This is a genomic window from Pantoea vagans, assembly GCF_001506165.1.
Classification (GTDB): Bacteria; Pseudomonadota; Gammaproteobacteria; order Enterobacterales; family Enterobacteriaceae; genus Pantoea; species Pantoea vagans_C.
In genome coordinates, this window is the sequence record NZ_CP011427.1 from 2398295 (window position 1) to 2411981 (window position 13687).

Below are 13687 nucleotides of genomic sequence, written 5' to 3' on the forward strand. Positions count from 1 at the left end.
ATCGCTTTACTGACCACTGAGTACGCGTGCAGGATCGATACGGCTGGCACGTCGTGCCGGATACCAACTGGCGATCAAACTGAGCACAATCGCCGTCACCAGCACCGAAATCACGTCAAGCCAGTGCAGTTCAGAGGGCAGGAAATCAATGAAATAGATATCCCCGGCCAGTAACTGGTGTCCGGTCAGATGCTCCAGGCCGCGGATAATCGGCGTAAGGTTAAGTGCCACCAGCACCCCAACCACCACACCGCTGATGCTGCCGAGCAGCCCAGCCAGTAAGCCATACCAGATAAAGATAGCGCGGATCAGACCATCTTTAGCACCCAGAGTACGCAGCACCGCAATATCACTGCTCTTATCTTTGACGGCCATCACCAGCGTCGAGACGATGTTGAAACAGGCCACACCAATCACCAGCACCATCGCCAGATACATGATGGCGCGGATCATCTGGATATCGCGGTACATGTAGCCATAAGTGCCGATCCAGCTTTTGATGTAGACATAAGAGTGCGTCACTTCACCGGCATCGCGCACCAGTTTCTGTGCCTGGAACGGATCGCTCATTTTCAGCGCAATCCCGCTGACGCTGTCGCCCATGTCCAGATACTTCTGCGCATCACCCAAGGGAACCAGTGCCAGGCTGTGATCGAGCATGCCGCTAAGCTGGAGAATGCCTGAAACCTGCAAGCGAATACGCTTCGGCTGCAGCAGCTTGTTCTCACCGTCGTTGTTGGGGATCATGATGGTGATCCAGTCGCCCTGCTTCACGTTCAGCGATTTCGCAATGCCGCCACCGAGAATGATTTGCTGTTTACCCGCGGCGAACTGTTGCCAGGCATCACCGTCCACAAAGCTTGGCAGCGCACTGAGGCGCGACTCCTGCTGCGGATCAACGCCCTTCACCTGCAGCGCCTGCATCTTCGCCCCGCTTTCGATCAAACCGGTAAAGTTGACGTACGGTGCCGCCGCCGCAATGCCTGGGACTTTTTCAATCGGCGCGATCATCGGCTGCCAGTTGCGGAATGGCTGATTCACGGGCTCGATCTCCCCGTGCGGCACCACGGCCAGAATGCGTTTGTTCAGTTCGCGTTCGAAACCGTTCATGGCACTCAGGCCGATGATCAATACCGCCACGCCTAATGCAATGCCAATAGTAGAGATGATGGAGATCAGCGAGACCATGCCACCACGTCGCCGACCGCGGCTAAACCGCAGTCCAAGCAACAGGGATAATGATGAAGCCATTAGATCGCTCCCAACGTCAGTTGGTCGTTCAACTGACCGTCTCGCATCTCCATCTGGCGGCTGAGACGCTTAGCCAGGTTGAGATCGTGCGTTACCACTAAAAATGCCGTGCCCTGCTGGACGTTGAGTTCGCCAAGCAGTTCAAAAATTGCATCCGCATTGCGCGCATCGAGGTTGCCTGTCGGCTCATCGGCCATTACCAGACGCGGACGATTCACCAGCGCACGCGCAATCGCCACACGCTGACGTTCCCCGCCTGATAGCTCAGATGGACGGTGCGCGGCACGTTTTTCCAGCCCTACTGCCGCCAGCATTTCACGCGCGCGTGAGGCGGCTTCATCTTTACCGGTTTTGCCAATCAGCAGTGGCATCGCCACATTTTCCAGCGCGCTGAAATCAGGCAGCAGATGATGGAACTGATAAATAAAGCCCAGCTCGCGGTTGCGCAGTTCAGCTTTGGCAGAAGAAGACATGGCGTTCAGTGACTTGCCATCAAACACCACATCACCTGAGGTTGGCGCATCCAGGCCACCCAGCAGATGCAGTAAGGTACTTTTACCCGAACCCGAACTGCCAACGATGGCGGTCAGTTCACCTGGCTGCAGGCTAAAAGCCACATTGCGCAGCACATCGGTCTGCACGCTGCCTTCCTGATAGCGTTTGCACAGGTCACGACACTGCAACAAAGGGGTATTACTCATAACGTAAAGCCTCAGCGGGTTGTACGGCGGCAGCGCGCCATGACGGATAAAGGGTAGAGAGCAGCGCCACGATCATAGAGACCAGCGCAATGGTAACCACCTGCCAGACATTGATGTCCACCGGCAGCGCGGCGCCGTCCAGGAACAGGCCAATGACCGGCATTAAATTGTTAAGCTGGCTGGCGAGCAACACCCCCAGCAGCGTGCCGAGTAAGGTACCGATAATGCCCGCACTGGCACCCTGCACCATAAACACCGCCACAATCTGCCGACGGGTTAAGCCTTGGGTTTGCAGAATCGCCACTTCGCCCTGCTTTTCCATGATCAACAGGCCGAGCGAGGTGATGATATTAAACGCGGCCACCGCAATGATCAGACTCAGCAGCAACCCCATCATATTTTTCTCCATGCGTACCGCCTGGAAAAGATCACCCTTACGCTCGCGCCAGTCTTTCATTGTTAGCCCATCGGGCAAATGCTGTTCACTGAACGCATCAATGTTCAGCGGCTTTTCCAGCCATAAACGCCAGCCCGTAATGTTACCCAGCGGATAGCGCATCACGCGTGAGGCGTCCTGCTGGTTAACCAGAATCTGGTAGCCATCCACCTCACTGTTGGCCGCATAGGTCCCGGCAACGGTAAAGATTCGCTGGCTTGGCAGACGCCCTACTGGCGTGAACTGACTGACTGAAGGCACCATCAAACGCAGTTGGTCGCCGCGTTTCACCGCCAACTGCGACGCCAGTTGTTCACCGATGATGACGTTATATTGGCCGGGTTGCAGCACGCTCTGCTGGGTATTGACGAGATACGGCGTCAGCGGGTCCTGTTCGTCAGGGTTGATGCCCAGCATCACGCCGACAGAAACATTGCGCGCACTTTGCAACACCACATCCGCGGTGGTGAGCGGCGCCATGCGCGTCACACCTTGCAATTCAAGGTCCTGCGCAGGGATCTGCTGCGGATTGATGCTGCCTTTATCGCTGGTCACCAGCGCTTGCGGCATCAGGCCGAGGATATTGCCCTCCAGCTCACGCTCGAAGCCGTTCATCACTGACAATACCGTGACCAGCGCCAGCACGCCGAGCGTGATGCCGATGGTCGAAAGCCAGGAGACAAAGCGACCAAAGCGGTCTGAGGCTCGTCCACGCATGTAGCGCAAACCGATGAATAACGCGACTGGTTGATACATGAGATCCGTCTTGGCAGTTGCCTGAAAATAAGTAGTGGGATGATAAAGGAGCCGTCTGCTTTATGAAACCTCTAACCCTCTGAGTCTGCGGCAAAGTTACGTCTAAATACGTCACGATCTGCGTCAATGCATAAAATTTCGACAAAATAATGATACTTATTGTGCGTTTATTAGACATCACCTGGCGTAGACTGCTTTAAAAGAAGTAGTTTTTACAACCGGCACCGCAGCCAGCCCAAAGATTTCGTGCTGTGGCAAGGCGGCAAGTCTGCTAATCCCCAGGAGCTTACATTAGTAAGTGACTGGGGTTAGTAGGCGCAGCCAACGCCGCCACGGTGCGAAAGATTTCGTGCGGTGGCAAGGCGGCAAGCCTGTGAATCCCCAGGAGCTCACATCAGTAAGTGACTGGGGTTAGCAGGCGCAGCCAACGCCGCCACGGTGCGAAAGATGCCGGGCGAAAAGGAGTACACCCATGTTCAGATTTCCGAAGGGCAGTATCGTTAAACACAAATCGGGAGAAATTAAAGGCGAGATCGTTAACGTCTTTGAACAGGGAGATGCGCCAACCGGCTATTACGTGAAGTGGGACGACGGCAATCACAGCTACCATCTGGAGAAAGAGCTGTCATGGGCCAATATCGATCGTCCGCGCATGCACTATACACAGCAATCCAGTAAGTGACTGGGGTTCGCAGGCGCGGCCACAGCGCGAAGTATGAAGGGCGATGAGAAATAGCACCGCGACAGATGATCCTCAAGGCAGATTGTGGAATGATGACGCCCTGGAATCCAAGGAGAGAATGTCGAGTCCTTATGTCGGAACAGCGTCGTTATACCCTGCCTGCGAAAGCGGGCGATCATCGTCAGCTCGGCGAACTGATTGGCGCCGCGCAAGCGGTGGAGTGCGCCAGCATCACTGAACGTCATCCCGGTCCGGTGTTGATGATTACCCCGGATATGCAGTCTGCCCTGCGTTTGCAGGAGGAGATTCGCCAGTTCACCGATCTGCCGGTCACTAACCTCGCCGACTGGGAAACGCTGCCCTATGACAGCTTTTCCCCGCACCAGGACATTATCTCTGCCCGTCTCTCCACCTTATACCAACTGCCCAATTTAACGCGCGGCATGCTGATTATGCCGGTTAACACGCTGATGCAGCGCGTTTGCCCGCACAGCTTCCTGCACGGCCATGCGCTGGTAATGAAACAGGGGCAAAAACTGTCGCGCGATGCACTGCGTGACCAGCTGGAGCAAGCGGGTTACCGCCATGTCGATCAGGTGATGGAACACGGTGAATATGCCACGCGTGGTGCGCTGCTGGACCTCTATCCGATGGGCAGCGATCAGCCTTATCGCATTGATTTCTTTGATGACGAAATCGACAGTCTGCGTCTGTTTGACGTTGACAGCCAGCGCACGCTGGAAGCGGTTGATGCCATCAATTTGCTGCCCGCCCATGAATTTCCGACCGATAAAACCGCCATCGAGCTGTTCCGCACCCGCTGGCGTGAAATTTTTGACGTGCGCCGCGAGCCGGAACACGTCTATCAGCAGGTGAGCAAAGGCACCTTGCCTGCGGGCATCGAATACTGGCAGCCGCTGTTCTTTGAGCAGGAACTGCCCACGCTGTTTAGCTATCTACCCGCTAACACGCTAGTGCTAAACAGCGGCGATCTGCACGGCAGCGCCGATCGGTTCTGGCAAGATGCCAATGCCCGTTATGAAAATCGCCGTATCGATCCGATGCGTCCGCTGCTGGAACCCGCCAGCCTGTGGCTGCGCCCGGACGCTCTGCTGGGTGAACTGAAAGCCTGGCCGCGCATGCAGTTAAGCAATGAGACGCTGCCAGAGAAAGCCGCCAACACCAACCTGGGCTATCAGCCCCTGCCCGAACTGGCGGTGCAAGCACAGGCTAAAGCCCCGCTTGATCTTCTGCGCCAGTTTATCGAGCAGTTCGATGGGCAGATTATCTTCTCAGTGGAGAGCGAAGGACGCCGTGAAAGCCTGCAAGAGCTGCTGGCACGTATCAAGCTTCGCCCACAGCCGATCGAGCACTTTGATCAGGCGAGTCAACACCCCCACAGTTTGATGATCGGTGCCAGCGAGCGCGGCTTCATCGACAGCACCCGTCACCGTGCACTGATTTGCGAAAGTGATTTACTGGGTGAACGCGTCAGTCGCCGCCGCCAGGATAATCGTCGCACCATCAACCCTGATGTGCTGATCCGTAACCTGGCTGAGCTGCATCCCGGCCAGCCAGTGGTGCATCTGGAACATGGCGTGGGACGTTATATCGGCCTGACCACGCTGGAAGCCGGCGGCATTGTTGCCGAGTACCTGATGCTCTCCTATGCAGGTGATGCCAAGCTCTACGTGCCGGTTTCCTCACTGCACCTGATTAGCCGTTACGCCGGCGGTGCGGATGAAAATGCCCCCTTACACAAACTCGGCAGTGATGCCTGGTCCCGCGCGCGGCAGAAAGCCGCCGAGAAAGTGCGTGATGTCGCGGCAGAATTGCTGGATATCTACGCCCAGCGCGCCGCCAAAACCGGCTTCGCCTTCAAACATGACCGCGACCAGTATCAGCTGTTCTGCGAAGGTTTCCCGTTTGAAACCACGCCGGATCAAGGCCAGGCCATCAATGCCGTGCTGAGTGACATGTGCCAACCGCTGGCGATGGATCGTCTGGTGTGTGGTGACGTAGGTTTCGGTAAAACCGAAGTGGCAATGCGTGCCGCTTTCCTCGCCGTTGAGAATGCCAAACAAATCGCGGTGCTGGTGCCGACCACCCTGCTGGCGCAGCAGCACTACGACAACTTCCGCGATCGTTTTGCCAACTGGCCGGTACGTATCGAAATGCTTTCACGCTTCCGCAGCGCCAAAGAGCAGAGTCAGGTGCTGGAGCAGGCGCGCGAAGGCAAAGTGGATATTTTGATCGGCACACATAAGTTGCTGTCCAGCGATCTGAAATGGCACGACCTTGGTCTGCTAATTGTCGATGAGGAGCACCGCTTTGGGGTGCGACACAAAGAGCGGATTAAAGCGATGCGCGCCGATGTGGACATCCTGACGCTCACCGCCACGCCGATTCCGCGTACCCTGAATATGGCGATGAGCGGTATGCGCGATCTGTCGATTATCGCCACACCGCCTGCACGCCGACTGGCGGTGAAAACCTTTGTCCGTGAATACGATAGTTTGGTGGTGCGTGAAGCGATCCTGCGAGAGATTTTACGCGGCGGGCAGGTTTACTACCTGTATAACGATGTTGAGAACATCGAAAAAGCCGCGCAACGCCTGGCCGATTTGGTACCGGAAGCCCGTATTGCCATTGGTCATGGCCAAATGCGCGAACGCGACCTGGAACGGGTGATGAACGATTTCCACCACCAGCGTTTCAACGTGCTGGTGTGTACTACCATCATCGAAACCGGTATCGACGTACCCAGCGCCAACACCATTATCATTGAGCGTGCCGATCACTTTGGCCTGGCGCAGTTGCATCAGTTGCGTGGCCGTGTGGGGCGTTCGCACCATCAGGCCTACGCCTGGTTACTCACGCCGCATCCTAAAGCGATGACCACCGATGCGCAGAAACGTCTGGAAGCCATCGCCTCGCTGGAAGATTTGGGTGCGGGCTTTGCGCTGGCCACGCACGATCTGGAGATCCGCGGTGCTGGTGAATTGCTGGGTGAAGATCAAAGCGGCCAGATGGAAACCATTGGCTTCACGCTGTACATGGAATTGCTGGAGAACGCCGTGGATGCGCTAAAAGCCGGGCGTGAACCTTCACTTGAAGATCTCACCAGCAATCAGACGGAAATCGAACTGCGCATGCCCGCTCTGCTGCCAGATGATTTTATCCCGGATGTGAATACGCGTTTGTCACTGTATAAGCGCGTGGCTTCGGCCAGCGATGCGCAAGAGTTGGCGGAACTGAAAGTGGAGATGATTGACCGATTTGGTAAGTTGCCTGATGCGGCGCGAAATCTGCTGGATGTCGCAGGGCTGCGCCTGGAGGCGCGTGAGCTGGGCATCCGCAAAATTGAAGCCAGTGAAAAAGGTGGCTTCTTCGAGTTCGCACCCCAGAACCATGTCGATCCAGGCTGGCTGATCGGCCTGCTGCAAAAAGATCCCAAGCAGTGGAAGCTGGATGGCCCAACCCGCTTGAAGTTCACGCGTGATTTAGAAGAGCGCAAAGTGCGCATGGAGTGGGTACAGAGCTTTATTGGTGAGTTGGCGAAGAACCGGGTTTAGTGTGATAAAAAAAGCGCCTTACGGCGCTTTTTTCGTTACTGCTGCTGTGACGTGTCTTTGCCCAATTAGGCCTGATTCGAATTCAGGATCAGCTGACCGTTACGGTCAAGCGGAATGCGGGTGCCAGGGTCATTTTCCATGCGGATTTTGCCCTGCTGGTCGCCTATTTTATAGGTCACATCATAACCCAGCATTTTTTCCTGTTTGTCGTAGACGGTTTTGCAACGCTGTTCATTGGTGGTGTAAGTGTCACGATCCTGCAATGCACCCTGCACCTGATTACCACCGTAACCGCCTGCCAACGCGCCCGCTACCGTCGCGACATCACGCCCACGACCGCCACCGAACTGGTGACCGAGCACACCACCCGCCACGGCACCCAGTACCGAACCGGCGATACGGTTCTCATCCTGTACCGGACGACGATGCGTTAACGTCACATTGCGACACTCCTGTCGCGGTTGTTTAATGCTCTCTTTGATCGGCGTTGCCGAGAGAACCTGAGCATACTGCGGGCCACGATCAAAGACATCCATGCTGGCGACGGCGGCCACACCTAATGCGGCTGCCACGCCGATACCGATACCCGCTAACATTGATTTATTCACAGGAATGTCCTCCTGAAGGTTGTTACCGCGCAATCCTGCCGCTACCGAATCCTGTGTAGCCGAGGCATAAACGGCGTGCGCGCCGCGCCGTGTTTGTGGATATAAGTTTTACAGATGGTCCGTAATTGCAACATCAGATTAATGGAGGAAACGAGGCGGAAACCGGTCAGGGCCAGTTTTTCAGAGAGTTCTGAGAGCAGCTGAAATAGCGCCGTAACCTTAAGCTGAACTGTCTTTTTTCAGTGGGTTACAGCAGGAGGAAGGCTTGAGGCGGTATTGCACCGCCCCGAAATCATTAGTGTAGCTTGAGGCGCGGGCGCAGCACGCGGTTCAGGCTACCCACCAGCATCATCAGGCCGGTTTTGAAATATCCGTGGAGCGCAATCTGGTGCATACGATATAGAGAGATGTAGACAAAACGCGCAATGCGCCCTTCTACCATCATCGAACCGCGCATCAGGTTACCCATCAGGCTGCCAACGGTACTGAAGCGGGACAGCGACACCAGTGAACCGTGATCTTTATAGACATAGGCTTTCAGCGCGTTGCCTTTACGCTGCGCCAGGATGTTCTCCAGCGCGCGTGAAGCCATCTGATGGGCAGACTGCGCGCGTGGAGGAACAAAACCGCCAGTTGGCAATGCGCATGAAGCACAATCACCAATCGCGTAGATATCATCATCCAGCGTGGTTTGCAGCGTGTCCTTCACCACCAGTTGGTTGATACGGTTGGTTTCCAGTCCGCCAATGTCCTTCATAAAGTCCGGCGCTTTGATCCCTGCCGCCCACACCATCAAATCCGCGTTGATGAACTCTCCACCTTTAGTGTTCAGCCCCTCTTCGGTGGCGCTGGTGACCATGGTTTGCGTCAACACACGCACGCCAAGCTTGGTCAGTTCCTGATGTGCCGCCGCAGAAATGCGGGGTGGCAACGCGGGCAGAATGCGCTCACCGGCTTCGACCAGCGTAACATTCAGCGCGGAGCTATCCAGACCTTTATAACCGTAGCTGTGCAACTGTTTTACGGCGTTGTACAGCTCAGCCGACAGCTCAACGCCCGTGGCACCGCCGCCGACAATGGCAATATTAACCTTTTCCAGGCTGCCTTCACTGGCGGAGAAGCGCAGGAACAGGTTGAGCATTTCATTATGGAAACGACGGGCCTGATGCGGGTTATCCAGGAAGATGCAGTGATCTTTCACGCCCGGCGTACCGAAGTCATTAGACGTACTGCCCAGCGCCATCACCAGACGGTCATAGGCCAGCTCACGCTGCGGCACCAGCAACTCACCGTTAGCATCGCGGATCTCTGCCAGTTCAATGGTTTTGGTTTCACGATTGATTTGCGTCAGCGATCCCAGCTGGAACTGGAAACCGTGGTTACGCGCGTGCGCCAGGTAACTCAGCGCATCGATACCTTCGTCCATCGAACCCGTCGCCACTTCATGTAACAACGGCTTCCACAGATGACTGTGATTGCGATCGACGAGAATAATCTCGGCTTTCTTTTTGCGGCCAAGCTTATGACCGAGCTGTGTTGCCAGCTCTAAGCCACCGGCACCACCGCCAATAATGACGATTTTTTCCATAGATGTAGTCAACAAAGACCCCCTCAAAGTTGTAAACCAATAGTTAATTAATGGTTACTAAAAACCTTAATAAACATAGGGTTGGCGACGTTAAATCGCGAGCTGAGGGCAGAATATCACGGCGCAATCGTCAGATCATAAGAAAATTGATGTACATCAATCTTTCAGCTGCATTATCAGAATGTTAAACATTCTGTGCGCCGCATCACACGGCGCGTTTTCACTCAGGCAAGGGATTTGAAGGCTTTGATGCGGTGCAAATGAGGGGAAATATTCTTGAATTTATGGCTGGCGTCTTCGTCCCAGACAATCTCATAAAACGGATGTAACAGCGCAGCACTGCGTTGATTATCCAGCGCCTCATCATGGCGCGAAAGGATTGTCAAACAACGGTCACGGTTCTTTTCACGAAAATCGTTGACGCACTTGGTGGCGATATCGAGATACTCTTCCGGGCGATCGATCTTGCCTTCCATGTTCTCAAACGGGAACAGGTTGGGGTTAAACATCACCTGCCGCATGCCACAGAGAAAGCCAATACGCTCGGCCCAGTAACCGCCCAAGCCCACACCGCAAATCAACGGGTGCGCATCGCCTGCTTGCTGCAGCAGCTTGTCACTCTCTTTCAGCAAAAACTGCATGTCGTGTTTCGGGTGAAGCGTGCTGTAACTGATCAGCCTGACATCCGGGTCAATAAACTGCAGTTGCAGCACCTTTTCATGGTTGCCCGGACTACTGGAATCAAAACCGTGCAGATAGATGATCATGATTTTCCTCAGCGTGGAATGAAATCCGGGCAGCGGCGCTTATCTGCCCGACGCTTTATGCTCCAGCCAGCGATCCTGCAATGCGCTGAGCTGGTGGTGATTCTGCTTCCAGCGTTCACTGGCTAACAGAGTCTGACGGGTGTATCGCCCTTGATGGTATAACTGCGTCACTCGCTCTGCCTGGATCGGCGTCAAGTTATCCAGCACACTTACCGCGCCGGCACGTTGGTTGCAGACCAGGATCATGTCGCATCCGGCATTGAGTGACTGCTGGGCGCGCTCGGCGTAGCTGCCCATCACCGCGGCACCTTCCATTGACAAATCGTCAGAGAAAATCACCCCATTGAAACCCAGCTCCTTGCGCAATACCGTTTGCAGCCAATAGGGTGAGCCGCTGGCGGGTAAAGGATCTACCTCAGTATAGATAACGTGGGCAGGCATCACCGCATCCAGTAACTGCTCATCAATCAACTGCTTGAAGATAGCCATATCGTGCTGACGCAGCGTGGCGGCATCACGTGGGTCGCGCGGGGTTTCTTTATGCGAATCAGCACTCACCGCACCGTGGCCAGGGAAGTGCTTACCGGTGGTTTTCATTCCCGCTTCGTGCATGCCATTGATAAATCGGCGTGCGATTTGCAGTGCAATTGCCGGATCTTCATGGAATGAACGGTCACCAATCGCCGCGCTAATGTGACCGATATCCAGCACCGGCGCAAAGCTGATGTCGATGTCCATCGCAATCATCTCGGCCGCCATCTGCCAACCCGCCTGCTGCGCCACTTCACCGGCGGTAGCCATATCGTGCAGGGCCGCAAAAGATTGCATGGCGGGTAGCTTGGTGAAACCTTCGCGGAAACGTTGTACGCGCCCGCCTTCCTGATCCACTGCTACCACCAGACGATTGCGTGAAGCCGCACGAATCTGGCGCACCAGTTCAGCTAACTGTTCGACATCGTGAAAATTGCGGGCAAACAGAATCAGCCCGCCCACCAGCGGATGTTGCAAGATCTCGCGCTCTTCTGCATCGAGTTCATAGCCTTCGACATCCAACATCAGCGGGCCGGGGGTATTCATGGTCATGTTGACAATCCTGAGTTAAAGATGCTGCCAGCTGGATCGGGCCAGCTGCTGCAAAGTGTGATCATGGCTCTGCTCGGCGCGCAGTTGATACCAGCTCGCCATCAGCAGTTGCAGCCATGGCTGCCAGCGGCGCATCTGACGCGCCAGCACCTGTTCGTCAAGCTGACTGTGTTGCGCATATCCGGCAATCCAGTCCGCCTCATGTTCTCCATCGACCGCGCACAGCGCGGCGAGTTCCAACGCCACATCGCCGTCGGCGGCGTACTCCCAGTCAATCAGGCGCAGGCCACCGTGCGTCGCCACCAGATTACCGGCGTGGATATCCATATGCAGCGGCGCGAGGCGTAACGGCTGCGGTTCGCCTTGTTTGATTAAGCGTTGCAACTGGTGCTGCCAGCGCCAGTGGCGTTGCTGACACAGCTGCCAGTAACGCTGTAGCAGTGGCGCGAGACGCAGACGATAACCGGTCAGCGGTTGTTGATGCAGGCGATGCATCAGTGCCAACACAGCTGGACGCTGCTGATTAAATTGCGCCGGGGTTAACACTTCCCCGGGTAACCAGCTTTGTAAAAGCCATGGGGCACGCCAGCTTAGTGGTGCGGGCCCTAACTGCGTATGGCGCATTTTGTGCAGTATGCGATATTCACGCTGACGATCGACAAACGGAATCGGTTGTAACGGAGAACGGCGCGCCAGCAACTCGCCCTGCTCTGTTTGCACCTGCACGCTGTTGCCACTGAGTCCCGGCAGCGCGAAAAAATGACCGGCAGCTTGCGCCGTCGGCCATTGTTGCTGAAGCAGTTGTTGCAACTGGGGATCAGGGTTGTGCAATACCATTGCCTGACCAGATGATTTCACCGGTCTGCACCAGCATCAGCTGCATTTGCAGTGTTGGAGACTTCACATCGCCCTGCGCATTGCTGTAAAGCACGTACTGAGCGTTAACGTTACGCGCCAGGCCAATCGCTTTGCTGCGCGAATTCAAACTGTCATCCGCTGACAGGCCGAGTGCCTGCTTGGCCTGCGCCAACTGATCTGGGGTGACTAAGGTGAATTTGCCATTGTTTGCCAGTGCGCTTTGAATCGCGTCAGTGGCTTTATCACTCTGCAACGCGCCGTTTGTACTGTTTTTAATGCGATCCACCAGCAGCACGCTGCCAGGATTAACGCCTGCTGACTGCACCATATTCGCCACTAACGGCTGCACGCTGGCACTCCAGTTTATGGTTTTCAGTTTTGGCGGCTGCGGCACGTTTTCCGGCGGTGGCACCGGCGGCGTTGGCGGCTGCTCGGGTTGCGTTGGGGTAGTCGGCTGGGTCGGTTCAACCGGCGCCGGGGTTTGCTGTTTCACCACACAACCGGTGAGCATCAGCGCAAATAACAGCGCGCTGGAACGTTTTACACTGCGAATCACAGGTTACTCCTCAGAGAAAGAGATACAGACGCACCTTGCTGGCGGTCAAATTACCGATTTGCGAGACAACTTCAGTGCTGCCATGCGCGGGAACGGTCTGGGTTTGTGCCGGTTCTTCAGGCGTTATCTCAAGGCCTTTATCGTCATACCAGTAGAAACGATAGTGCACGGTCACCGGTGTTTCACGCTGATTATAGAGCACACTTGACGCACGCTGCTGGCCGTCACGGCTTGCAAGCGTGGGCTCATCGGTGATGATACCCGCAGACAACACGGAAGACTCCATCACCAGCGATTGCGAGGTATTGATCATCGGTTTGTTACTGCTGCAACCCGCCAGGGTCAGTAACAGCATGCCACACAGCCATTGACGCATCACAAGGTCCGCCTGAGGTTAGATGGCCAGCATCGGGCCCAGCGGCTGTCCGCCAACCAGGTGCATATGGATGTGGTAAACCTCTTGGCCGCCATGACGGTTGCAGTTCATGATCAGACGGTAGCCATCTTCGGCAATCCCTTCATCCTTCGCGATTTTCGCCGCTACCGTGATCATGCGGCCCAGCGCATGTTCGTGCGCCTCTTGCACGTCATTAGCGGTGGGGATCAATACGTTAGGAATGATCAGAATATGCGTCGGCGCTTTGGGCGCGATATCGCGGAAGGCAGTGACCAGTTCGTCCTGATAAACCACGTCGGCGGGGATTTCGCGACGGATGATTTTACTGAAAATCGTTTCTTCAGCCATGGTGCATTTCCTTAAGCCTTAAGTTCAGTCCGCCAGTATGCGTGAGGAATTCTGTTTCTTACAACCTCAGGACCACTTTTC

13 protein-coding genes are annotated in these 13687 nt (G+C 55.5%); 2 read left to right on the plus strand and 11 right to left on the minus strand.

Features of this window, described 5'->3' with window-relative positions; all coding sequences use genetic code 11:
- Nucleotides 1-6: 6 nt before the first annotated feature.
- Genes lolE through lolC form a run of 3 tightly spaced genes read right to left on the minus strand, consistent with a single transcriptional unit; the run spans nucleotide 7 to nucleotide 3144 of the window.
- Nucleotides 7-1251 carry a lipoprotein-releasing ABC transporter permease subunit LolE gene (gene lolE / locus LK04_RS11190; protein WP_039330658.1) on the minus strand — a complete coding sequence of 415 codons (1245 nt, stop codon included), beginning with the start codon at nucleotides 1249-1251 and terminating at the stop codon, nucleotides 7-9.
- Nucleotides 1251-1952 carry a lipoprotein-releasing ABC transporter ATP-binding protein LolD gene (gene lolD, locus LK04_RS11195; protein ID WP_039330660.1) on the minus strand — a complete coding sequence of 234 codons (702 nt, stop codon included), beginning with the start codon at nucleotides 1950-1952 and terminating at the stop codon, nucleotides 1251-1253. Before lolD ends, lolE begins: the two co-directional genes overlap by 1 nt.
- Nucleotides 1945-3144, minus strand: coding sequence for a lipoprotein-releasing ABC transporter permease subunit LolC (gene lolC / locus LK04_RS11200; protein ID WP_039330662.1), 1200 nt, complete (start codon nucleotides 3142-3144; stop codon nucleotides 1945-1947). Before lolC ends, lolD begins: the two co-directional genes overlap by 8 nt.
- Before the next feature lie 472 nt (nucleotides 3145-3616).
- Here lolC and LK04_RS11205 point away from each other — a divergent pair, with 472 nt between their 5' ends.
- Nucleotides 3617-3826 (plus strand): hypothetical protein, encoded by a 210-nt coding sequence (locus tag LK04_RS11205; RefSeq protein WP_039330664.1) that lies wholly within the window; start codon nucleotides 3617-3619, stop codon nucleotides 3824-3826.
- 131 nt (nucleotides 3827-3957) lie between these two features.
- Nucleotides 3958-7401: a transcription-repair coupling factor gene (mfd, locus tag LK04_RS11210; RefSeq protein WP_059109800.1), complete on the plus strand. Its 3444-nt coding sequence runs from the start codon at nucleotides 3958-3960 to the stop codon at nucleotides 7399-7401.
- Between the two features lie 65 nt (nucleotides 7402-7466).
- On the opposite strand, the gene LK04_RS11215 is transcribed toward mfd, so the two are convergent.
- The 8 genes from LK04_RS11215 to hinT all read right to left on the minus strand — a co-directional run bounded on the left by LK04_RS11215 (nucleotide 7467) and on the right by hinT (nucleotide 13606).
- Nucleotides 7467-8009, minus strand: coding sequence for a glycine zipper 2TM domain-containing protein (locus LK04_RS11215; RefSeq protein ID WP_034822117.1), 543 nt, complete (start codon nucleotides 8007-8009; stop codon nucleotides 7467-7469).
- Nucleotides 8010-8304: 295 nt separating this feature from the next.
- Entirely contained in the window at nucleotides 8305-9609 is a 1305-nt protein-coding gene (locus LK04_RS11220) for an NAD(P)/FAD-dependent oxidoreductase (protein ID WP_102136012.1), read from the minus strand.
- 212 nt (nucleotides 9610-9821) lie between these two features.
- Nucleotides 9822-10364: an alpha/beta hydrolase YcfP gene (gene ycfP, locus LK04_RS11225; protein ID WP_039333701.1), complete on the minus strand. Its 543-nt coding sequence runs from the start codon at nucleotides 10362-10364 to the stop codon at nucleotides 9822-9824.
- Nucleotides 10365-10403: 39 nt separating this feature from the next.
- The gene (nagZ, locus tag LK04_RS11230; protein ID WP_039333699.1) at nucleotides 10404-11447 is read right to left on the minus strand and encodes a beta-N-acetylhexosaminidase; all 1044 of its coding nucleotides are present in this window, start codon (nucleotides 11445-11447) and stop codon (nucleotides 10404-10406) included.
- A gap of 15 nt (nucleotides 11448-11462) precedes the next feature.
- A complete protein-coding gene (gene thiK, locus LK04_RS11235) occupies nucleotides 11463-12278 on the minus strand; it encodes a thiamine kinase (RefSeq protein WP_039333709.1) in 816 nt (271 codons plus the stop codon).
- On the minus strand, nucleotides 12265-12861 hold the full coding sequence (gene lpoB, locus LK04_RS11240) for a penicillin-binding protein activator LpoB (protein WP_039333697.1): 597 nt from the start codon (nucleotides 12859-12861) through the stop codon (nucleotides 12265-12267). Before lpoB ends, thiK begins: the two co-directional genes overlap by 14 nt.
- A gap of 10 nt (nucleotides 12862-12871) precedes the next feature.
- A complete protein-coding gene (locus LK04_RS11245) occupies nucleotides 12872-13237 on the minus strand; it encodes a YcfL family protein (RefSeq protein ID WP_039333696.1) in 366 nt (121 codons plus the stop codon).
- An 18-nt stretch (nucleotides 13238-13255) separates the two neighbouring features.
- Nucleotides 13256-13606, minus strand: coding sequence for a purine nucleoside phosphoramidase (gene hinT / locus LK04_RS11250; RefSeq protein ID WP_039333694.1), 351 nt, complete (start codon nucleotides 13604-13606; stop codon nucleotides 13256-13258).
- Nucleotides 13607-13687 lie beyond the last annotated feature (81 nt).